The sequence below is a fragment of the Thioclava marina genome, assembly GCF_002020135.1.
GTDB lineage: Bacteria > Pseudomonadota > Alphaproteobacteria > Rhodobacterales > Rhodobacteraceae > Thioclava > Thioclava marina.
This window is the reverse complement of the sequence record NZ_MPZS01000001.1, coordinates 54,773-74,534: the sequence shown is the minus strand read 5'-3', so window position 1 is coordinate 74,534 and position 19,762 is coordinate 54,773. Positions and strand designations below refer to the sequence as shown.

General features: G+C 63.0%; 23 protein-coding genes. 12 read left to right on the top strand and 11 right to left on the bottom strand.

The annotated features are described in order from the left end of the window. Positions 1-13: 13 nt before the first annotated feature. From BMG00_RS00395 to iscR, 10 genes are all read right to left on the bottom strand, one after another. Complete coding sequence (locus BMG00_RS00395) at positions 14-1,234, bottom strand: cysteine desulfurase (RefSeq protein WP_078573048.1); 1,221 nt, start codon at positions 1,232-1,234, stop codon at positions 14-16. A gap of 9 nt (positions 1,235-1,243) precedes the next feature. Further along, positions 1,244-1,837 carry a YIP1 family protein gene (locus BMG00_RS00390; protein WP_078573047.1) on the bottom strand — a complete coding sequence of 198 codons (594 nt, stop codon included), beginning with the start codon at positions 1,835-1,837 and terminating at the stop codon, positions 1,244-1,246. Then, a complete protein-coding gene (locus BMG00_RS00385) occupies positions 1,837-2,328 on the bottom strand; it encodes a Yip1 family protein (protein ID WP_078573046.1) in 492 nt (163 codons plus the stop codon). Before BMG00_RS00385 ends, BMG00_RS00390 begins: the two co-directional genes overlap by 1 nt. A 1-nt stretch (position 2,329) precedes the next feature. Continuing rightward, positions 2,330-3,607 carry a Fe-S cluster assembly protein SufD gene (gene sufD / locus BMG00_RS00380; RefSeq protein ID WP_078573045.1) on the bottom strand — a complete coding sequence of 426 codons (1,278 nt, stop codon included), beginning with the start codon at positions 3,605-3,607 and terminating at the stop codon, positions 2,330-2,332. Next, positions 3,607-4,380 carry a Fe-S cluster assembly ATPase SufC gene (gene sufC, locus BMG00_RS00375; RefSeq protein WP_078527397.1) on the bottom strand — a complete coding sequence of 258 codons (774 nt, stop codon included), beginning with the start codon at positions 4,378-4,380 and terminating at the stop codon, positions 3,607-3,609. The genes sufD and sufC overlap by 1 nt, the downstream gene beginning before the upstream one ends. Before the next feature lie 9 nt (positions 4,381-4,389). Next, positions 4,390-4,704: a heavy metal-binding domain-containing protein gene (locus tag BMG00_RS00370; RefSeq protein ID WP_038078274.1), complete on the bottom strand. Its 315-nt coding sequence runs from the start codon at positions 4,702-4,704 to the stop codon at positions 4,390-4,392. A 46-nt stretch (positions 4,705-4,750) separates the two neighbouring features. Then, positions 4,751-5,281, bottom strand: coding sequence for an MFS transporter (locus BMG00_RS00365; RefSeq protein WP_078527395.1), 531 nt, complete (start codon positions 5,279-5,281; stop codon positions 4,751-4,753). Positions 5,282-5,383: 102 nt separating this feature from the next. Continuing rightward, complete coding sequence (sufB, locus tag BMG00_RS00360; RefSeq protein WP_078527393.1) at positions 5,384-6,904, bottom strand: Fe-S cluster assembly protein SufB; 1,521 nt, start codon at positions 6,902-6,904, stop codon at positions 5,384-5,386. Between the two features lie 19 nt (positions 6,905-6,923). Continuing rightward, positions 6,924-7,967, bottom strand: a complete 1,044-nt coding sequence (locus BMG00_RS00355; protein WP_078527391.1) for a cysteine desulfurase family protein — start codon at positions 7,965-7,967, stop codon at positions 6,924-6,926. A 143-nt stretch (positions 7,968-8,110) separates the two neighbouring features. Continuing rightward, a complete protein-coding gene (iscR, locus tag BMG00_RS00350) occupies positions 8,111-8,569 on the bottom strand; it encodes a Fe-S cluster assembly transcriptional regulator IscR (RefSeq protein WP_078527389.1) in 459 nt (152 codons plus the stop codon). 231 nt (positions 8,570-8,800) lie between these two features. Between iscR and BMG00_RS00345 the strand changes: the two genes are divergently transcribed. The 7 genes from BMG00_RS00345 (at position 8,801) to BMG00_RS00315 (ending at position 14,805) form a co-directional block, all read left to right on the top strand. After that, on the top strand, positions 8,801-9,478 hold the full coding sequence (locus tag BMG00_RS00345; protein WP_078573044.1) for an alpha/beta hydrolase: 678 nt from the start codon (positions 8,801-8,803) through the stop codon (positions 9,476-9,478). Further along, positions 9,478-9,741: a hypothetical protein gene (locus tag BMG00_RS00340; protein WP_210401926.1), complete on the top strand. Its 264-nt coding sequence runs from the start codon at positions 9,478-9,480 to the stop codon at positions 9,739-9,741. The genes BMG00_RS00345 and BMG00_RS00340 overlap by 1 nt, the downstream gene beginning before the upstream one ends. Next, entirely contained in the window at positions 9,738-10,175 is a 438-nt protein-coding gene (locus tag BMG00_RS00335; RefSeq protein ID WP_078527385.1) for a hypothetical protein, read from the top strand. Before BMG00_RS00340 ends, BMG00_RS00335 begins: the two co-directional genes overlap by 4 nt. Further along, complete coding sequence (locus BMG00_RS00330) at positions 10,172-10,759, top strand: HD domain-containing protein (RefSeq protein WP_078527383.1); 588 nt, start codon at positions 10,172-10,174, stop codon at positions 10,757-10,759. The genes BMG00_RS00335 and BMG00_RS00330 overlap by 4 nt, the downstream gene beginning before the upstream one ends. Beyond that, a complete protein-coding gene (locus BMG00_RS00325; protein ID WP_078573043.1) occupies positions 10,756-11,181 on the top strand; it encodes a hypothetical protein in 426 nt (141 codons plus the stop codon). The genes BMG00_RS00330 and BMG00_RS00325 overlap by 4 nt, the downstream gene beginning before the upstream one ends. A gap of 102 nt (positions 11,182-11,283) precedes the next feature. Further along, complete coding sequence (locus BMG00_RS00320) at positions 11,284-13,488, top strand: NADP-dependent isocitrate dehydrogenase (protein ID WP_078573042.1); 2,205 nt, start codon at positions 11,284-11,286, stop codon at positions 13,486-13,488. Positions 13,489-13,590: 102 nt separating this feature from the next. Continuing rightward, positions 13,591-14,805 (top strand): NADP-dependent isocitrate dehydrogenase, encoded by a 1,215-nt coding sequence (locus BMG00_RS00315; RefSeq protein WP_078527375.1) that lies wholly within the window; start codon positions 13,591-13,593, stop codon positions 14,803-14,805. A gap of 54 nt (positions 14,806-14,859) precedes the next feature. Here BMG00_RS00315 and BMG00_RS00310 read toward each other — a convergent pair whose 3' ends face one another. Then, positions 14,860-15,081, bottom strand: coding sequence for a hypothetical protein (locus BMG00_RS00310; RefSeq protein WP_146642512.1), 222 nt, complete (start codon positions 15,079-15,081; stop codon positions 14,860-14,862). Between the two features lie 428 nt (positions 15,082-15,509). Here BMG00_RS00310 and BMG00_RS00305 point away from each other — a divergent pair, with 428 nt between their 5' ends. The 5 genes from BMG00_RS00305 (at position 15,510) to typA (ending at position 19,704) form a co-directional block, all read left to right on the top strand. Then, the gene (locus BMG00_RS00305) at positions 15,510-16,127 is read left to right on the top strand and encodes a YitT family protein (RefSeq protein ID WP_078574205.1); all 618 of its coding nucleotides are present in this window, start codon (positions 15,510-15,512) and stop codon (positions 16,125-16,127) included. 74 nt (positions 16,128-16,201) lie between these two features. After that, on the top strand, positions 16,202-16,822 hold the full coding sequence (locus BMG00_RS00300; RefSeq protein WP_078527370.1) for a YitT family protein: 621 nt from the start codon (positions 16,202-16,204) through the stop codon (positions 16,820-16,822). Between the two features lie 121 nt (positions 16,823-16,943). Continuing rightward, complete coding sequence (locus BMG00_RS00295; RefSeq protein WP_078527367.1) at positions 16,944-17,417, top strand: YbjN domain-containing protein; 474 nt, start codon at positions 16,944-16,946, stop codon at positions 17,415-17,417. A 45-nt stretch (positions 17,418-17,462) separates the two neighbouring features. Continuing rightward, positions 17,463-17,798 carry a DMT family transporter gene (locus tag BMG00_RS00290; RefSeq protein ID WP_078527365.1) on the top strand — a complete coding sequence of 112 codons (336 nt, stop codon included), beginning with the start codon at positions 17,463-17,465 and terminating at the stop codon, positions 17,796-17,798. Between the two features lie 85 nt (positions 17,799-17,883). Then, entirely contained in the window at positions 17,884-19,704 is a 1,821-nt protein-coding gene (gene typA, locus BMG00_RS00285) for a translational GTPase TypA (protein WP_078527363.1), read from the top strand. Positions 19,705-19,762: the final 58 nt, after the last annotated feature.

The window sequence follows — 19,762 nt, the reverse complement described above, 5'->3', positions numbered from 1 at the left end:
CGTGCGAAAGGCCCTAGCCCAGCAATTCGTGGCAGAGTTCCAGCGCGGAGACGAGCGCATCGACCTCTTCGCGTGTGTTGTACATCCCGAACGAGGCCCGCGCGGTGGCAGAGACGCCCAGCCAATCCATCAGCGGCATCGCGCAATGGCTCCCGGCGCGCACAGCCACGCCGCGTTTGTCGAGAATGGTCGAGATATCATGGGGATGCGCAGGGCCGTTGAGGGTGAGCGAGAAGATCGCCCCCTTGTCCGGCGCATTGCCCTGCACGTTGAGCCAATTCAGCCCCGTCAACTTCTCCTGCGCGTAATCCCGCAGGGACCGCTCATGGGCCGCTATATTCTCCATCCCGATCTGCATCAGGTAGTCGAGCGCCACGCCCATCCCCACCTGCTGCACGATGCCGGGCGTGCCGGCCTCGAATTTCATCGGCGGTTTGTTATAGGTGACGCTGTCGCGGGTCACGGTGTCGATCATATCGCCGCCACCGAGGAAGGGACGCATCTCGGCCATCCGTTCCTTGCGGATGAAGATCGCCCCGGAACCACTTGGCCCATATAGCTTATGACCGGTGATGGCATAGAAATCGCATCCGATATCGTCGACATCGACCGGCCCGTGCACTGCCGCTTGACTGCCATCGACGAGCGTCGCGATCCCCTTCTCGCGCGCGGCTTGTGCGATGGTCTTCACATCGACCAGCGTGCCGAGCACGTTCGACATATGGGTGATCGCGATCAGTTTCGTGCGATCGGTCACCGCCTCGAGCACCTTCTCGGGGGGCAGCGATCCATCCGCCTCGGGCTCCACCCAGACCAGTTTCACGCCCTGACGTTCGCGCAGGAAATGCCACGGCACGATATTGGCGTGATGCTCCATCACCGAGAGCACGATCTCGTCGCCAGCCTGAAGCTTCGGCGCGGCCCAGGCGTAGCTCACAAGGTTGATCCCCTCGGTCGAGCCGGTGGTGAAGACGATCTCATCCGCGTCCTTCACCTTCAGGAACTTGGCCACGATCGCGCGCACGCCCTCGTATTTCTCCGTCGCGATATTCGAGAGCGTATGCAGACCGCGATGGACGTTGGAATACTCGTTCTCATACATCCGCGTCATCGCGTCGATCACCACGCGCGGCTTCTGCGCCGAGGCCCCGTTGTCGAGGTAAACCAGTGGCTTGCCGTTCACTTCGCGCGACAGGATCGGGAAATCCGAGCGGATCTTTTCGATATCATACATGTCTCTACCTCAGCTCGGCATGGGGGTCGTGGGCATCTGCACGAGCCCTGTCGAGACCAGCACGATCCCGGCAATGAGCGCGGACCCGAGGAAGGTCAGGATCACCCCCACGGCCACGGCGAGCGGATTGGTGAAGCCGTGCAGCTCCATCGTGAACTGCACAAGCAGGAAGAACATCAGCCCGACCAGCAACAACGACATGATCGTGGCCGAGATGGGGAAGAAGACCATCAGAACGACCTGAATCACCTGCCCGATCATCAGCACGAACTCGATCCAGGTCAGCAGCAGCAACGCGTCAGCATAGCTGCCCTTGCCGCCCGCGCGCTGACCGACGAAGGACATCGCAAAGGCGCCATAGAGCAGCAGCGAGGCCTGAAGCCCCACCACCATGAGCGGCGAGGTCAGCTCTCCAAGGTCGAGCTTGGTGATGACGGTGAAGACCATCTGCGCGAGCGTGCCGAGGATCGCGCTCATCACCACGACAAGCACCATCGTCTGAAAGCGTGCCGCATTGGGCAGATTGAGCGCCATCAATTCGCGGGCGACCGCGCGCGGTTCCGTAAAGCTCCGCATCAGCCAGTCTTTGAGATCGACCTGCATCACCTTGATTTTCCTTCGAACTCCGCGACGCGCAAACCCACGATCCAGAACAGCACGAACGCCACCCCGACCAGGAGCGAGACCAACGACAGTTGCGGCCCGATCCCGATGAAACCCGCGACGAGACCTTGCAGCAGCATCAGCGGCGACACCGCGAGCAGCGCCCAGAACAGCGCAAGCCGCGCACCATACCAGCTGCCCTGCCCGCCCATCGCTTTCGCGACCAGATGGCCGAGTGCGGCGATCAGGTAGAAGATGGGCACCGTCGCCAGAAGCGCAAGCATCGTCCCCATCACCAGCCCGACCATAGGCTGATCGGGCATCTCATGGGCCAGCCGCGACAGGCGCGGCCACTGGCCGATGAAGATCACCGTCAGCGCCAGCAGCAGGAACACCAGCGCGCGCGGCTCGGAAGCCGGACGCGCCAGATGTTCGCGCATCACCACACGCGGGTGCCGATAGGTCCGCAGGATGTCGTCGCTGGCCGCCATCTCAGCCGCGATGCCGCGAAAGCCAGCCTTCGAGCCGCGTCAGGATCGCGTCGCGGAAGCGCTCTTCTTCAATCTCTTCAATGGCATCTGCCACGAAGCTGAGAACCAGAAGCGCGGTTGCCTCCTCGACCGGAACCCCGCGAGACCGCAGGTAGAAGAGCGCAGTTTCGTCGATCGCGCCGGTGGTCGAGCCATGCGAGCACTGCACGTCATCGGCATAGATCTCGAGCTCGGGCTTGGCGAGGAACTGGCTGTCCTCGTCGAGCAACAGCGACTGGCTGATCTGGTAGCCGTCGGTCTTCTGCGCGCCCGGCTTCACAAGGATCTTGCCCTGGAACACGCCCTGCGCGCCGTTCTTGAGCACCTTCTTGAACACCTGGCGGCTCTCGCAGCGTTCGGCGTCATGGGTGATGAAGATCGTGTCGTCGTGGTGGAACGCGCCGCTCTTGCCGTCGCCAAGCGCCGCGCCCGCGACATGGGCATTGGCATCGTCGCCCACGATGTCGATCACGCATTCATTGCGCGTGAGCACCCCGTTCGAGGTCAGCGTGAAGGACTTGAACAGCGCTTCGTCGGCCACGCGCGCGAAGATGCCGGTCACGGCGCGACGCTCGTGATCGCGGCCCTGCACGCGGATATGGTGGAAGCGCGCGCCTTTGGCGACATCGACTTCCATCAGTTTGTTGAACCGCGCACCGGCCGGGCCGTTTTCCAGCACGGTGATCTCGGCGCCCTCTTCAAGCTTCACGAGATGATGCAAGATCGGATCGGAAGTCTCTGATTCATGGGTATAAATCAGGCTCACCGGTTTCTCGGCCTTGCCCGTCACACGGATCAGCACGCCATCGGTGGCCGACGCGGTGTTCAGGGCTGCGAAGGGGCGCACGACCGGCTTCTGCCCATTGGCCTCCAACGTGCCATAGAGCGCGCTTGCCCAGTTCACATCGCCCGCCTCGGCCAGACGCAGGATCTCGACGCCCGACATGGACAGATCGTCCGAAGCCTCGGCATCGAAGACGCCATCGCGGAATACGACCTTCAGGCGGTCGATCTCGCCGAACAGCTCCGGCTCGTCATCCTTGAACGGCGCGGCGGCGACCGGCTCGGGCGCGATGAAATCGGTCGGGTTGGTCCAGCGCCAGTATTCGTCACGACGACCCGGCAGGCCCATCGCGGTCAGACGCTCGAGCGCGGCCCGGCGTTGCGGCCCGAAACCCTCGGGCAGCGTGACGCGGGCGAGCCGCGCCTCGGCGGGAGTCATTTTCTCGACAGCCGACATTACGCCATCACCTCCGAGATCCCGTGCTTGGCCAGCAGCTCGGCATAGCCGTTCTTCTCGACCTCAAGCGCCAGTTCCGGCCCGCCGGTCTCGATGATGCGGCCATCGGCCATGATGTGCACGACATCGGGTTTGATGTGGTCGAGCAGGCGCTGGTAGTGGGTGATCACGAGGAAGGAGCGCTTCTCGTCGCGCAGCGCATTCACCCCTTCGGCGACCAGACGCATCGCGTCGACGTCGAGGCCAGAGTCGGTCTCGTCGAGGATGCACATCTTCGGCTCCAGAAGCGCCATCTGAAGGATTTCGTTGCGCTTTTTCTCGCCGCCCGAGAATCCGACATTGACCGCGCGCTTGAGCATGTCGGCGTCGATCTTCAGCGATTTCGCCTTTTCGCGAACGAGCTTGAGGAAGTCACCGGCGGAGATTTCTTCTTCGCCGCGTGCCTTGCGCTGCGCGTTGAGCGCGGTGCGCAGGAAGGTCATGTTGCCGACACCGGGGATCTCGACCGGGTATTGGAACGCCAGGAAGAGGCCCGCCGCCGCGCGCTCTTCAGGCTCGGCCTCGAGCAGGTCCATCCCGTCGAGTTCCGCCTCGCCCTCGGTCACCTCGTAGCCGTCGCGACCCGAGAGAACGTAGCTCAGCGTCGATTTCCCCGAGCCGTTCGGCCCCATGATCGCGTGGACCTTTCCGGCCTCGACGGTCAGGTTGACGCCCTTGAGGATCTGCTTGTCCTCTTCTTCCAGTTTGACGTGCAGGTTCTTGATCTCAAGCATGGTTCTTCCTCAGGATACGGTAACAGCGGTGCCGGAGGCCGACACCATCAGCATGGATTGGCCGACGACCTCGTAATCGAGATCGACGCCGACAACGGCATTCGCGCCCAGTTCGCGGGCGCGATCTTCGAGTTCACGCAGCGCCGTGGAGCGCGCGTCTTGCAATTTGGATTCGTAAGCCCCCGACCGGCCGCCGATGATATCGGTGACCGAGGCGAAGATGTCGCGCACGACATTGGCGCCCATGATCGCTTCGCCCACGACAATGCCGTGATAGGCCGCGATCGGGCGCCCTTCGATGGTGGGGGTGGTGGTGACGATCATGCGTGACCTCCGATGGAGCGACCCCGCGGGGCCGCGCCGCCGCAGGTCAGAAGTGGATCACGGCCCCGGCATAGGTCAGCGTGCGCGGCTCGGTCTCTGCCACCTTCTGCTGCACCCAGGCCTCGGAAAAGACCGAAGACGCCAGCGCGGGCTGCCAGAAGGCCAGATTGTGCAGCCCCGCCATCGCGATGACGACGCCGAGCGCCTGTAGCATGACGAGTTTCGTCGACAGGAGCTTGAAGAACAGTCCGATCACGAAGGCCACGAGAAGCGCCGCCCCGAAGAGCGCGAGATCGGCATGGGTTCCGATCGCTTCCGCGATCTGAGGCGTCATGAAATGCTCGCGCAGGACGGATGCCAGAACGAATCCCGCGACGCCCGTTCCCAATGCCGGAATGAAGGCAAGCAAACGTCGCTTCGTCCTGGGCTCGGCGATCGCACCGCGCAGCATCGCGGAATCCGCGCGCACGTTCATTTCGCGATCCCCGACATGCAGCACGACCCGACCCTTGTTCTTGGCCGAAATCTTCTCGATCCGCGTCAACCGATCGTTGAAGCTCGTGCTGGATATCGTCATGGCCCACCTCGATCCATCTTCCTGGCGGGTTAAGACATGCTGAAGGAATGTGCCTGAAATGGGGCACATCCGGGGCGATTTTGCAATTTACACGTGTGCAAATCACCCGACACTGCCCTCCAGAGAAATCGCCACAAGGCTTTGGGCTTCCATCGCGAATTCCATCGGCAGAGCCTGCAGCACCTCGCGGCAGAAGCCATTCACGACAAGAGCCACGGCCTCCTCTTCATCCATGCCGCGCGCGCGGCAATAGAAGAGCTGATCGTCATCGACCTTCGAGGTGGTTGCCTCGTGCTCGACGCGCGAGGAGTTATTCTTCACCTCGATATAGGGCACCGTATGCGCGCCACATTTGTCGCCGATCAGCAACGAGTCGCATTGCGTGTAGTTGCGCGAGTCGGTGGCTTTGGGATGCATAGACACCTGACCGCGATAGGTGTTTTGCGCCTTGCCCGCCGAGATCCCCTTGGAGACGATGCGCGAGCGGGTGTTCTTGCCCAGATGCAGCATCTTCGTGCCGGTATCGGCCTGCTGGTAATTGTTGGCGATGGCGATCGAGTAGAACTCGCCCTGACTGTCATCGCCGCGCAGGATGCAGGACGGGTATTTCCAGGTGATCGCCGAGCCGGTCTCGACCTGGGTCCACATCACCTTGGCGCGGTCGCCACGGCAATCGGCACGCTTGGTGACGAAGTTGTAGATGCCGCCCTTGCCGTTCTCGTCGCCCGGGAACCAGTTCTGGACGGTGGAGTATTTCACCTCCGCGTCTTCCTCGATGATGATCTCCACAACCGCAGCGTGCAGCTGGGCGACATCGCGCTGAGGTGCGGTGCAGCCTTCGAGGTAGCTCACATAGGAGCCCTTGTCGGCGATGATCAGGGTGCGTTCGAACTGCCCGGTATTTTCCGCGTTGATGCGGAAATAGGTCGAAAGCTCCATCGGGCAGCGCACGCCCGGGGGCACGTAGACGAAGGAGCCATCCGAGAAAACGGCCGAGTTCAGCGCGGCATAGAAGTTATCCGCCTGCGGTACGACCGAGCCGAGATATTTCTTCACCAGTTCCGGGTGCTCCTGGATCGCTTCGGAGATCGAGCAGAAGATCACCCCCGCCTCGGCGAGCTTGTCCTTGAAGGTGGTGCCCACGGAAACGCTGTCGAACACCGCGTCGACAGCGACCTGACGGTCGTTGAGGTCGATATCCTCGGCCCCTTCGACACCGGCAAGGATCATCTGTTCCTTCAGCGGGATGCCGAGCTTTTCATAGGTAGCCAGCAGCTTGGGATCGACCTCGTCGAGCGACTTGGGCTTCTCGACCATGCTTTTCGGGCGGGCGTAGTAATACTGGTCCTGAAAGTCGATATCCGGGATGTTCAGAAGCGCCCAGTCGGGCATCTTCATGTCCTGCCAGCGCGCAAACGCCTTCAGGCGCCACTCGGTCATCCACTCGGGCTCGTTGTTCTTGCTCGAGATCAGGCGGACGATGTCCTCGTTCACGCCCTTGGGCGCGTATTCCATCTCGATCTCGGTATTCCAGCCGTATTTGTAGGCGCCCATGTTCTGGACGGTCTCGACCGTTTCGCGATCCACGCCTTCGCGCACTTCCACCTGATCCGCACCCGCCATATCCGGCCTCTCCTGTCGCTCACCCGCGCCGCGCGCGGTGTTTCCCTTCGCATTTCAGCCAGTGTTCGGCGAAACGCATCACATCTTCCTCACGCGTGTCCGGGCCGATCGAGACCCGCAGCGCACAGCCGGCTTCCTCTTCGGAAAAACCCATCGCCACCAGAGCGGCAGAGCTTTTCACCTTGCCCGACGAACAGGCCGAGCCGGCCGAAACGGCAAAACCACCCAGATCCATCTGCATCACCTGCGTCTCGCCCTTCCATCCGGGCGTGATGAAGCAGGTGGTGTTCGGGAGCCTGCGTGATTCATTCCCGACAAAAATAGTTTCTTTTGCGCGATCCGCAATGGCACTCTCTAGAATGTTTCTAACTATTTCCACGCGCGCCCAAATTCCGCTCTCAAGATCGTGCGAGGCTGCCTCGGCGGCGGCCCCGAACCCCGCGATCCCGGTCAGGTTCTCGGTGCCCGCACGCCGGCCCATCTCCTGACCGCCGCCCTTGAGCTGTGCGGCGATATCCGTGCCGCGCTTTACCACCAGCGCACCAATGCCCTTGGGTCCACCGAGTTTATGCGCCGAGACGATCCCGCAGGTCACGCCAAGCCAGTTGAAGGCGAAGGGAATCTTGCCGAAACCCTGCGTGAGATCACTCAGGTAAAGCCCCTCCGGCAGCTCCTGCACCACCCCGGTCTCGGAATTGGCAAGCTGGACGGCAGAATGCGCGGGATCGGAAACCTCGATCCGACCCGTCCGATCAACGCCAAGATCCTGTTCACACCAGCTTCGGACCGCATCGTGCTCGACACCGGCGCAATGCATCCCCTGTCCGGCCAATGCCAAAGCCGCCGCCTCCGTCGCTCCCGAGGTGAAGATGATGTCCTGCCCCTCGGCCCCGAGAGCCGCTGCCACCTGCGCGCGGGCCCGCTCCATCAGGGCCTTCGCCGCGCGCCCTTCCGAATGCACCGAGGACGGATTCCCCACCACATCCATCGCCGCGATCATCGCCTCGCGGGCCTCGACCCGCAAAGGGGTCGTTGCATTCCAGTCGAGATAGGTACGCTCCATCATGCGCTCCGCGTGGTTGAGAGGTCGGATGCCTCCGGCGGGGATATTTGAAGCAGTTGGAAGAGGCAAACTCTCACTTTCCAACTGCTTCAAATATCCCCCGCAGCGCGTCCATGGCCCGCCTTGCCGACCACCGCTCGAGGTTACTCGTCGACCACCGAGAACAGGCTCGGCACGGCCGGGCATGGCTTGAGCCGGTTCTTCACCACGTCTTCGAGCGTCGTTTGATGCAGGAAGACGAAAACCTGTGCCGACAGGCTCTCCCAGAGCCGGTTCGCCATGGATTGCGCGCGCGAGCCCGAGATCGCGCCCGAGGCGCCCGCGCCTACATGCATCGCCGAGACGGTTTCGTCCACGGCCTCGAAAATCTCCGAGATGCGGATTTCGGAGGGGCAACGCGCAAGACGATAGCCGCCGCCCGGGCCGCGCACCGAATTCACCAGGCCCGCGCGGCGCAGCCGCACGAAAAGCTGTTCGAGATAGGGCAGAGAAATATCCTGACGCTCGGACAAGGCCGCGAGAGAGGTTCGGCTGCCTTCGCCCGCCAGCGCCAGATCCACCAGCGCGACCATCGCGTAACGCCCTTTCGTCGACAGTTTCATGCGACCCTCCCGCCCGGAACCTTCAAGCTGACTTAAATCGACCCGCAACGCACGCAAAAACCGCTGAAAGCATTGACGCAAGCGCGAGGGCCGATTACCTCCACCAATACCCGATCTCCCGGCATGGCGCCGGGGGTGGCTTCCTCCTAGGCCAGCCGTGCCGACCCGTCAAGAAACGCGAGGTCGCAGCACGCGCGCCGGAGCCAAGCTGGCAAGAGCAAACGAGAGACAATGCCCGAAGTCATTTTCCCCGGTCCCGAAGGTCGCCTCGAGGGGCGCTATCATCCGCAACCCGCCCCCGACGCCCCGATTGCGATCATCCTGCATCCCGATCCGCAATTCGGCGGCACGATGAACAATCGCGTCGTCTACAACCTGCATTACGCCTTCTTCAAGATGGGCTTCACGGTGCTTCGCTTCAACTTCCGGGGCGTGGGCCGCAGTCAGGGCGAATACGACCAGGGCATCGGCGAGCTATCGGATGCAGCCTCGGCACTCGATTATCTTCAGGCGATGAATCCCAATTCCAAGCATTGCTGGGTTGCGGGTCACAGCTTCGGCGCCTGGATCGGGATGCAGCTGCTGATGCGTCGCCCCGAGATCACCGGCTTCGTTTCGGTCGCACCTCCGGGCCCCTCGTCGCCGGGCCCCGGCAATTACGACTATTCCTTCCTTGCGCCCTGCCCCAGCTCGGGCCTGATCATCAACGGCACCAACGACCGCATCGCCCAACCCAAGGAGACCGACCAGCTGGTCGCCAAGCTCCAGGAGCAAAAGGGCATCACGATCACCCATGAGGAGGTCGAGGGCGCGGATCACTTCTTCAAGAACGAAGAAGCCCATATGAAGCCGATGATCGAGGCGGTGCAGACCTATGTGCGTCGCCGCCTGACGGAGGGCACGCGCTGATGGCGCTGATCGACGAGCTTGCTGAAAAGCTCGCCGCCGAGACCATGGAGGCGATGCGCAAATACGGCGACGATCGCCTCTTCATGGAGGTCGGCAATTACATCGGCACGTCCTCGCCCTCGCTGCAAGAAGCCTTCATGACGGCTTGCCGGTTGCATATGGCCGAGCAGCGCGGGCGCGATTTCTTCGAGAAACGCCTGCGCGAGCTCGACGCCAAGGCGCGCAAAGCCGCGCAATCCGACGCTTCCGGGGACGAGGCGTGAACCAGTCCGCGACAACGATCTTCTACGCCGCGGCGCTCGCGCTCGGCCTGTCGCTCGTTATCGCCACCGCCTTCCACGCCACCCACATGATCTGCGAGGGCGACTGGACCGGGGATGCGACGCGCGGCGAGGCGATGCTGCGCGGCTTTGCCGGGCTCGTCCGAAGCCCGCTTCACCTGATGATATCGGTGCTGCCGCTCTGGATCGGCTGGACACTCTTGCTGCTTTCGGCCGCGGACCGCGCGATCCCGCCAGTGGTGGGGCTTGGCACGGTGCTGCTGTCGATGCTCGGCACCCTGTTCTTCTACGCCTTCGCCGTGCCGCGCATCGATTGCGCGACCTTTTCGGATCGCGCGATGATCTGGCGTATCAGCGGGCTGTTCCTTTTCGTGGCCTTCCTGCTTTTGCTGCCGCGACTGTGGAGGCGTGGATGAACCGGCTCGATCGCCAATTCGCGTTTCTCGCCGAAGCCGAGAAACTGAAATCGGTCACGCGGGCGACGCCGATCCATGATGCCTCGCGCCCCGAGAATTCGGGCGAGCATAGCTGGTCGCTTGCTCTTTATGCGCTGACGCTCTCCGATCAGGCGCCCGAGGGCGTGTCGATCGACCGGGTGATCCGGATGCTGCTGCTGCATGATCTCGTCGAGATCGACGTGGGCGATGTGCCGATCCATTCTCAGGGCGGCACGGCGCATGGCTCCGAGGACATCCAGAAGGCCGAGGCCGAGGCCGCCGCGCGCATCTTCGGGTTGCTGCCCGAGGATCAGGGGGCGGAGCTGCTCGCGCTTTGGCACGAATTCGAGGCGAACGAGAGCCCCGATGCCATCTTCGCCAAATCGCTCGACCGGGTGCAGCCGGTGCTGCTCAACCACCAGTCGGGCGGCGGATCGTGGATCGAGTATGACGTCAGCTTCTCCCAACTCGAAGACCGGATCGGCACCAAGATCTCACGCGGCGCGCCTGCGGTCTGGGAATGGGTCCGGGCCAGGGTCGAAGGATGGTTCACGGCGCGATGAGCGGCTGGAACATCCTGTTCTTCCTCTCACTTCTGAGCGCCATGCTCCTCGGCCTTCTTTTTGACTCCTTCGACGCACCGCTGATCGGGTCGGATGGCATTGCTTGTCGCGAATTGCTGTCCTCGGGCAGCGACGACGACACGATCCCAGCCTTTCTGCTTCTCCTGAGCGCCCCGGCCATGCTGAGGCTGTTTCGCAACGGGCTCTATTTCAACTGGGTCGAGTGGATGGTGCTGAGCCTCGCCATTGCGCCTTTCGTGATCTATCTGGTGCTCATTCCCGATTGCGCGCATCTCGGCACCAACATCGCCGCGCGCAACATTCCGTTGACCCTGATTGCGCTGAGTCTCGTCAGCCTGATCGCGATCGCGCTTCGGCTGAGCGGTCCCGACCAGTGCCGCATCCGCCCCCCTCGGCGATAAGTGGCAGAGCCTTCCCGTATACAATCGCATACCGTCTAGCCAAGCGGATCTGAATCGGGTATGAGGCAGCGAAACCGAGACTCCAACCGAGAGGGCTCCGCAATGGCCGATAAAAATACCCCCGATATCATCTACACCAAGGTCGACGAGGCCCCCGAACTCGCCAGCGCCTCGCTGCTGCCGATCATCCGCAAATTCGCCTCTGCCGCCGGGATTTCGGTCGGCACCAAGGACATCTCGCTTGCGGGCCGTATCCTCGCCACCTTCCCCGAAATGCTGACCGAAGAGCAGCGCATCTCGGACGATCTGGCCGAGCTGGGCGAACTGGTGAAGACGCCCGAAGCCAATGTGATCAAGCTCCCGAACATTTCTGCCTCGGTGCCGCAGCTCGTGGCCGCGATCAAGGAGCTGCAATCGCAAGGCTACGCCCTGCCCGACTACCCCGAAGAGCCGAAGACCGACGCCGAGAAAGCGGTCCGCGCGAAATACGACTCGATCAAGGGCTCGGCCGTGAACCCGGTCCTGCGCGAGGGCAACTCGGATCGCCGCGCCGCAACCGCGGTGAAGAAATTCGCCCAGGCCAACCCGCACCGCATGGGTGAGTGGACCAGGGACAGCAAGACCCGCGTCGCAGCAATGTCGGGCGGCGATTTCTTCTCGAATGAAGTCTCGGCCACCCTGCCCAAGGAAGCAACCGCGACGATCGTCCTGGAAAACGCCAAGACCGAGACCGTTCTGAAGGAAGGCGTGAAGTACCCGGCGGGCACCGTGGTCGATGCGACCTATATGTCGGCATCCGCGCTGGATTCGTTCCTCGAGGACGAGATCGCGAAGACCAAGGACGAAGGCGTCCTGTTCTCGCTGCACATGAAAGCGACGATGATGAAGGTCTCGGATCCGATCATCTTCGGCCATGCGGTCAAGGCCTGGCTCAAGCCGGTCTTCGAGAAATACGGCGACGAGATGAAGGCGCTCGGCGTGAACCCGAATTCGGGTCTGGGCGACCTGCTCGCCCGCGTGAAGGATCAGCCTGAGATCATGGCCGCAATCGAGGCCGTCACCGCCGAGCGTCCGCCGATGTATATGGTGAACTCCGACAAGGGCATCACCAACCTGCACGTGCCCTCGGACGTCATCATCGACGCCTCGATGCCCGCGCTGATCCGCGCTGGCGGCAAGGGCTGGGGCCCCGATGGCAAGGAACATGACTGCGTCTGCGTGATCCCGGACAACTCCTATGCGCCGGTCTATGACGCCGCGGTCGAGTTCTTCAAAGCCAACGGCAAGCTGAACCCCGCCACCGCGGGCACCGTTCAGAACATCGGCCTGATGGCGCAGAAGGCCGAGGAATACGGCTCGCACCCCACCACCTTCGAAATCCCCACCGACGGCGTGGTGAAGATGGTGCTCGACGATGGCACCGTGCTGCACGCGCATGAGGTCAAGGCTGGTGATATCTGGCGCTCGGCCTCGGCCCGCAAGGCGCCGATCGAGGACTGGGTGAACCTCGCGATCGATCGCCAGCGCCTGACCGGCTACCGTGCGATCTTCTGGCTCGACGAAAACCGCGCCCATGACGCGGAGTTGATCAAATATGTGAAGCCGATCCTCGAAGCCAAGGGCGTTGCCGACAAGTTCGAGATCATGGCGCCGCGCGAAGCCACCATCGCCTCGCTCGAGACCATCACCAAGGGCGAGAACACCATCGCGATCACCGGCAACGTGCTGCGCGACTACCTGACCGACCTCTTCCCGATCCTGGAACTGGCCACCTCGGCCAAGATGCTCTCGATCGTGAAGCTGATGCAGGGCGGCGGTCTGTTCGAGACCGGCGCGGGCGGCTCGGCCCCCAAGCACGTCCAGCAGCTTCTGGAAGAAGACCACCTGCGCTGGGACAGCCTCGGCGAGTTCTGTGCGCTCGGTGAAAGCTTCCGTTTCCTCGCGGAAACGAAAGGCAACGCCAAGGCGAAGGTGCTGGGCGACGCGGTGGATGTCGCGACGCAGGGCATCCTCGACAATGACCGCTCGCCCTCGCGCAAGGTCGGCCAGCCCGACAACCGCGACAGCCATTACTGGTTCGCCCGTTACTGGGCCGAGGCTCTGGCCGCCCAGGGCGACGACGCGGAACTCGCAGCCGAATTCGCGCCCGTCGCGAAGGCGCTGGCCGATGACGAAGCGAAGATCGTGGCGGAACTCGCCGCCGTTCAGGGCAAGCCGGCCGATATCGGCGGCTACTACCACGCCGACCCGGCGAAACTCGCCGCGGTGATGCGCCCGAGCGCAACGCTCAACGCCATCATCGGCTGAGAGCACTGAGACAGAAGGGGCGGCACCGAGCCGCCCCTTTCGATTCCCGGCCTCCCCGGAACACGGTTCCGTGAACCGTCCCGCAAACCAGAAGGAACGCGCATGACCAAGATCAAGGTTGAAAACCCGGTCGTCGAACTCGACGGCGACGAGATGACCCGCATTATCTGGGACTTCATCAAGCAGAAACTGATCCTGCCCTATCTCGATATCGACCTGAAATATTATGACCTCGGCATCGAGGAACGCGACCGCACCGACGACCAGATCACCGTCGATGCGGCCGAGGCGATCAAGCAATATGGCGTTGGCGTCAAATGCGCGACGATCACCCCCGACGAAGCCCGCGTCGAGGAGTTCAACCTCAAGCGCATGTATCGCTCGCCCAACGGCACGATCCGCAACATCCTCGGCGGCGTGATCTTCCGCGAGCCGATCATCTGCCGCAACGTGCCGCGCCTCGTGCCGGGCTGGACGAAGCCGATCGTGGTCGGGCGTCATGCCTTCGGTGACCAATACAAGGCCACCGACTTCCGCTTCCCCGGCAAGGGCACCCTGACACTGAGATTCGTGGGCGACGACGGCGAGGTGATCGAAAAGGAAATCTTCCAGGCGCCGGACGCGGGCGTCGTGATGGGCATGTACAACCTCGACAAGTCGATCATCGACTTCGCGCGAGCCTCGCTGAACTACGGGCTCGTGAAGGGTTGGCCGGTCTATCTGTCGACCAAGAACACCATCCTCAAGGCCTATGACGGTCGCTTCAAGGATCTGTTCCAGAAGGTCTACGAAGAAGAGTTCGCCGAGAAGTTCAAGGAAGCCGGCATCTGGTACGAGCACCGCCTGATCGACGACATGGTGGCCTCGGCGCTGAAATGGTCGGGCGGCTATGTCTGGGCGTGCAAGAACTACGACGGCGACGTGCAGTCCGACACCGTGGCACAGGGTTTCGGCTCGCTCGGCCTGATGACCTCGATCCTGATGACGCCCGATGGCAAGACCGTCGAGGCCGAGGCCGCCCACGGCACGGTCACGCGCCATTACCGTCAGCACCAGCAGGGCAAGGAGACTTCGACGAACTCCATCGCCTCGATCTTCGCTTGGACCGGGGGCCTCAAGCACCGCGCCAAACTCGATGGCAACGACCAGCTCAAGACCTTCGCGGAAACGCTCGAGAAGGTCTGTGTGAAGGCGGTCGAGGACGGCCACATGACCAAGGACCTCGCGCTGCTCGTGGGCCCGGATCAGAAATGGCTGACCACGATGGGCTTCCTCGAGAAGATCGACGAGTATCTCAACAAGTCGCTGACGCTCTGATCGGCGCAGAGAGGTTTGAGGGGGCCGGGCGCATTTCACGCCCGGCCCTTTCGCCTACCGCAGGAAACTCCACGGTTCGGGCGGGGGCTCGGCGGGCCCCAGGCCGATATCGGCCCGCAGGTAATCGCTGAGCGCATCCGCATCGAGCGCCCGCGGTTTCGGGCCACGAGTGATCAGCGCAAAGAGCGCCGCGCGCAGAACCTTGGCCGCGCCATATTTGGCGATCGCGGCATCGAGGGTAAAAGCATCCGTCGGACGCGTGAGAGTCTGGGTCATCGTCATCTTCCGGCACGGGACCTTGCCCGCAACCGGCCTTTCCTTCAGTTGGTTTGAAAAGACGACCCGAACGGCGCCGCGCGAAGGCGGCGAAGGCGTCACGAGAAAATCGGGGCGCAGATCAGGTCGGTTTGCGGGATGGGGCTAGGCCCCGGAAGTGTCAGCGGGAGCGATCAGCCTTGGCGTCGTGCGACGCGGGTGGCGGTGGCTTGGGTGCTGACAAAATATCCGCAACGCATGGCGGGGGCTTGGTGCTGTTGGATCATGCGAGCCCTCCTCCTAGTTTGGGCGTTTCGGATGGCGTCACTTGGCGCGATGCGAAGCAATGAGGCAAGTCACGCGAGTGTGAAAGCCCGTTCTTGGAGCCAGGCTGTTGCCCATAGATCGCAGTGCTTGCGCGCGCCTTGGACCCGTGGCATCTGGCGGCCATGGCCCAGACACGCATCAAAGACCCGCATCGACACACCCTGCCCGAGGACACTCAGGGGTTGCTTTCGGGCACGCTTCTGGTGGCGCTCTCGGTGTCGCTGCTGCATGGCGCGGGGCTGTTCACCGGCCAGATCGCGGGCCTGTCGCTGGTGCTGTCCTACGTTACGGGCTGGAGCTTTGGCGCGATCTTCTTCACGCTCAACCTGCCCTTCTACTGGCTGGCCTTCCGCCGGATGGGCAAGCGGTTCACGATCAAGACCGTGCTCGCGGTCGCATCGCTCTCGAGTTTCACCGAGATTTTCCCGCATCTTCTGAGCTTCGCCACATTGCATCCCGGTGCGGCGGGCGTCCTGGCGGGTGTGACCGCCGGTGCGGGGCTGCTTGCGCTCTTTCGTCACGGCGCAAGCCTTGGCGGCGTCGGGATCGTCGCGCTCTATCTGCAGGACAAGACCGGGTTCAAGGCGGGCCGCACGCAGATCCTCTTCGATTGCGGGGTTTTCCTCTTTGCGCTGTTCGTGCTGCCGCTCGACAAGGTGCTCTGGTCGCTTTTGGGTGCGATGGTTCTCAACGTGATCATCCTGATCAACCACCGCCGCGACCGCTACGTCGCGACCTGAGCCTTTCCCCCGCTGCAAGGCCGCTCTGCGTGCAGCGATTTGGAAAGTCAGCGATTCTGTCCTATTTTTAGGTCATGACCACTGACGCACACATTCCGGCTCGTCCGCATTATTCCCAGTTCGAGGACCTTCAAGGCCTCGTCGTGGCCTCGGCGCAGGCCGCGCTCGGCATCCACCTGCTGCGCGCAGCGGGACTGGTGACGGGCGGCACGGCGGGCGCGGCGCTCATCCTGTCCTATGTGACGGGCTTCAGCTTCGGTCTCGTGTTCTTCGCGATCAATATCCCCTTCTACGCCTTTGCCTATTACGCGCGCGGTGCGGGGTTCGCGGTGAAAAGCCTGGTGACTGTCACGCTGGTCTCGCTGATGGCCGAGGCGCTGAAACCGGTTCTGCATGTCGACCATATCCACCCGGCCGTCGCCGCCGCCCTCTTCGGCGTCTCCGCAGGCGTGGGCCTTCTGGGCCTCTTTCGCCATCAAGGATCGCTTGGCGGTGTCTCCATCGTCGCGGTGATCTTGCAGGACAAGTTCGGGTTTCGCGCAGGCTGGACGCAGCTGATCCACGACCTGTGCCTCTTTGTGATCGCGAGCTTCGTGCTCGAACCCTCGCTGGTTCTCTGGTCGCTCCTTGGGGCGCTGGTGCTGAATTTCGTCATCGCGATGAACCACCGCCGCGACTGGTACGTGGCGCAATAAGCGCGCATCCCTGCGCCGCATCGCCTCATCGCTCCTGCAACCCCTTGGCGCGAAACCTTACTCTCTCTAGGCTCACGATAAGGTGAACGAAGGTTCACCCGACAAGACAGTGGAGAGAGACATGACGTTGCGCGCCCGACTGGCAGGCCTGTGCCTGTCCGTTCCCCTCGCACTCGCAGGCCCGCTGGCCTCGGCAGAGACACTGATCGACGGTTCCGATCCCGAGGCGATCCGCGCGATCGCGACGGGGTACGGCTCGGCCGAACTGGAGACCGATTCCGACGGCGACCCGCAGATCGTCGGGCGCATCGACGGCACGCAATATATCGTGCTCTTCTACGGTTGCACCAACGGCCAGAACTGCAATTCGATCCAGTTCACCGCTGGCTGGGCAGGTGTGCCGGTGTCTCTGGCGCAGATCAACGCCTGGAATAGCGGGATGCGCTTCGGCAAGGCCTATCTCGACGAGGACGGCGATCCGACAGTGGAGATGAACGTCAATCTCGATTTCGGGGTGAGCCGGAAGAATCTCGACGACACGTTCGATTTCTGGCGCCTCGTGCTGACCCAGTTCCAGGAAGAGGTTCTCGACTGATCGGTGCCTCTGGCAAGTCGCGCGGCGATCGGTCAGAGTGGCGGCATGATCAAGACATACCTTTTCCTGCTGGTGGCAGTGGCTTTCGAGACCTTCGGTTCCGCCTGCCTTCAGGCCAGCCAGCAATTCACCAGATTCTGGCCGACCGTCGGCGTCGCGGTGGGGTTCATCGGCGGGCTCTATTTCTTCACGCTTGTGCTCAAGGTGCTTCCGCTCGGGATCACCTACGCGCTCTGGTCGGGGATCGGCATGGTGCTGATCGCGAGCGTCGGTTGGCTTCTGTTCAACCAGCGACTGGATGCCCCGGCGCTGATCGGAATCGGTTTGATCCTTGCCGGAATTATGGTCATCAACCTGTTTTCGCGTTCGCATTTCCACTGAAGGGCGCGAAGTCGCACCTCTGGGGCTAGCCGCGCCCGGTTTTTTCCCTTATGGGCGGGGCAACTCAAGAACAGGACGACCTCCCATGGACCTTCGCAACATTGCGATCATCGCACACGTGGACCACGGCAAGACGACGCTCGTGGACCAGCTCCTGCGCCAATCGGGCGCTTTCCGTGAAAACCAGGCCGTCGCCGAGCGCGCGATGGACAGCAACGATATCGAGCGCGAGCGCGGCATCACCATCCTCGCCAAGGCCACCTCGGTCGAGTGGAAAGGCACGCGCATCAATATCGTCGACACCCCCGGCCACGCCGATTTCGGTGGCGAGGTGGAGCGCATCCTGTCGATGGTCGACGGCGTTTGCCTGCTCGTCGATGCCGCCGAAGGCCCGATGCCGCAAACCAAGTTCGTGACCTCGAAAGCGCTGGCGCTCGGCCTCAAGCCGATCGTCGTGCTCAACAAGGTCGACAAGCCCGCAGCCGACCCCGACAACGCGCTCAACGAAGTGTTCGACCTCTTCGCCAACCTCGGCGCCACCGACGAACAGCTCGACTTCCCCCATGTCTATGCCTCGGGCATCGGCGGCTGGGCGGATCGCGAACTCGACGGGCCGCGCGAGGATCTCTCGGCGCTCTTCGACCTGATCCTCGAGCATGTCGAACCGCCCAAGCAGGAATTCCGCGCCGACGAGCCTTTCCAGATGCTCGCGACCACGCTCTCTTCCGACCCGTTCATCGGCCGCATCCTGACCGGCCGCGTCGAGGCCGGGCGCCTCAAGGTCGGCGACCAGCTCAAGGCCCTGAGCCGCAAGGGCGAGCGGATCGAATCCTTCCGATGCACCAAGATCCTCGCGTTCCGCGGTCTCGGCCAGCAGCCGATCGACGTCGCCGAGGCTGGCGACATCGTCACCGTCGCGGGCATGACCAAGGCCACCGTGGCCGATACGCTCTGCGCCCCCGAGATCGACGATCCGATCCCGGCCCAGCCAATCGACCCGCCGACCATCTCCGTGACTTTCGGCATCAATGACAGCCCGCTGGCGGGCAAGGACGGCTCGAAGGTCCAGTCGCGCGTGATCCGCGACCGCCTGATGAAAGAGGCCGAGTCGAACGTCGCGATCAAGATCGAGGACACGCCGGGCGGCGAGGCCTTCGTCGTTTCGGGACGTGGCGAACTCCAGATGGGCGTTCTGATCGAGAACATGCGCCGCGAAGGGTTCGAACTGTCGATCTCGCGCCCGCGCGTGATCTTCCGCGAGGAAGACGGCCAGCGGATGGAGCCGATCGAGGAAGTCATCGTCGACGTGGATGACGAATTCTCGGGCGTGGTGATCGAGAAGCTCACCGGCGCGCGCAAGGGCGAGATGACCGAGATGCGCCCCGCCGGCCACGGCAAGACCCGCATCGTCGCCCATGTCCCCTCGCGCGGCCTGATCGGCTACCAGGGCGAGTTCATGACCGACACGCGCGGCAACGGCGTGCTGAACCGTATCTTCCACGGCTGGGCCCCCTACAAGGGCACGATCGAGGGTCGCCGCCAGGGCGTGCTGATCTCGATGGAGAACGGTGTGTCCGTGGCCTATGCGCTGTGGAACCTCGAAGAACGCGGCAAGCTCTTCATCGGTGCGCAGGAGCAGGTCTACACGGGCATGATCATCGGCGAGCATTCGCGCGACAACGATCTCGAAGTGAACCCGCTCAAGGGCAAGAAGCTGACCAACGTTCGTGCATCGGGCACCGACGAAGCGGTCCGCCTCACCCCGCCGGTGCGGATGTCGCTCGAAGAAGCGATCGCCTATATCAACGATGACGAGCTCGTCGAAGTGACGCCCAAGGCGATCCGCCTGCGCAAGCGCCACCTCGACCCGCATGAGCGCAAACGCGCCGCGCGCGCTGAAGGCTGAGATAAGAAAGAGGGGGCCTAGCCCGACCGATAGTAGTCAGCGAGATATCCCCGCTTTC

What these genes read in the sequence shown, in the direction of transcription:
- BMG00_RS00345 (WP_078573044.1), top strand. Translation starts at nt 8,801, where the DNA reads ATGCCCGAAGTCATTTTCCCCGGTCCCGAAGGTCGCCTCGAGGGGCGC.
- sufC (WP_078527397.1), bottom strand. Translation starts at nt 4,380, where the DNA reads ATGCTTGAGATCAAGAACCTGCACGTCAAACTGGAAGAAGAGGACAAG.
- BMG00_RS00295 (WP_078527367.1), top strand. Translation starts at nt 16,944, where the DNA reads ATGACGTTGCGCGCCCGACTGGCAGGCCTGTGCCTGTCCGTTCCCCTC.
- sufB (WP_078527393.1), bottom strand. Translation starts at nt 6,904, where the DNA reads ATGGCGGGTGCGGATCAGGTGGAAGTGCGCGAAGGCGTGGATCGCGAA.
- BMG00_RS00330 (WP_078527383.1), top strand. Translation starts at nt 10,172, where the DNA reads ATGAACCGGCTCGATCGCCAATTCGCGTTTCTCGCCGAAGCCGAGAAA.
- BMG00_RS00340 (WP_210401926.1), top strand. Translation starts at nt 9,478, where the DNA reads ATGGCGCTGATCGACGAGCTTGCTGAAAAGCTCGCCGCCGAGACCATG.
- BMG00_RS00325 (WP_078573043.1), top strand. Translation starts at nt 10,756, where the DNA reads ATGAGCGGCTGGAACATCCTGTTCTTCCTCTCACTTCTGAGCGCCATG.
- BMG00_RS00395 (WP_078573048.1), bottom strand. Translation starts at nt 1,234, where the DNA reads ATGTATGATATCGAAAAGATCCGCTCGGATTTCCCGATCCTGTCGCGC.
- BMG00_RS00320 (WP_078573042.1), top strand. Translation starts at nt 11,284, where the DNA reads ATGGCCGATAAAAATACCCCCGATATCATCTACACCAAGGTCGACGAG.
- BMG00_RS00385 (WP_078573046.1), bottom strand. Translation starts at nt 2,328, where the DNA reads ATGGCGGCCAGCGACGACATCCTGCGGACCTATCGGCACCCGCGTGTG.
- iscR (WP_078527389.1), bottom strand. Translation starts at nt 8,569, where the DNA reads ATGAAACTGTCGACGAAAGGGCGTTACGCGATGGTCGCGCTGGTGGAT.
- BMG00_RS00290 (WP_078527365.1), top strand. Translation starts at nt 17,463, where the DNA reads ATGATCAAGACATACCTTTTCCTGCTGGTGGCAGTGGCTTTCGAGACC.
- BMG00_RS00355 (WP_078527391.1), bottom strand. Translation starts at nt 7,967, where the DNA reads ATGGAGCGTACCTATCTCGACTGGAATGCAACGACCCCTTTGCGGGTC.
- typA (WP_078527363.1), top strand. Translation starts at nt 17,884, where the DNA reads ATGGACCTTCGCAACATTGCGATCATCGCACACGTGGACCACGGCAAG.
- BMG00_RS00310 (WP_146642512.1), bottom strand. Translation starts at nt 15,081, where the DNA reads ATGACCCAGACTCTCACGCGTCCGACGGATGCTTTTACCCTCGATGCC.
- BMG00_RS00390 (WP_078573047.1), bottom strand. Translation starts at nt 1,837, where the DNA reads ATGCAGGTCGATCTCAAAGACTGGCTGATGCGGAGCTTTACGGAACCG.
- BMG00_RS00305 (WP_078574205.1), top strand. Translation starts at nt 15,510, where the DNA reads ATGGCCCAGACACGCATCAAAGACCCGCATCGACACACCCTGCCCGAG.
- sufD (WP_078573045.1), bottom strand. Translation starts at nt 3,607, where the DNA reads ATGTCGGCTGTCGAGAAAATGACTCCCGCCGAGGCGCGGCTCGCCCGC.
- BMG00_RS00300 (WP_078527370.1), top strand. Translation starts at nt 16,202, where the DNA reads ATGACCACTGACGCACACATTCCGGCTCGTCCGCATTATTCCCAGTTC.
- BMG00_RS00370 (WP_038078274.1), bottom strand. Translation starts at nt 4,704, where the DNA reads ATGATCGTCACCACCACCCCCACCATCGAAGGGCGCCCGATCGCGGCC.
- BMG00_RS00365 (WP_078527395.1), bottom strand. Translation starts at nt 5,281, where the DNA reads ATGACGATATCCAGCACGAGCTTCAACGATCGGTTGACGCGGATCGAG.
- BMG00_RS00315 (WP_078527375.1), top strand. Translation starts at nt 13,591, where the DNA reads ATGACCAAGATCAAGGTTGAAAACCCGGTCGTCGAACTCGACGGCGAC.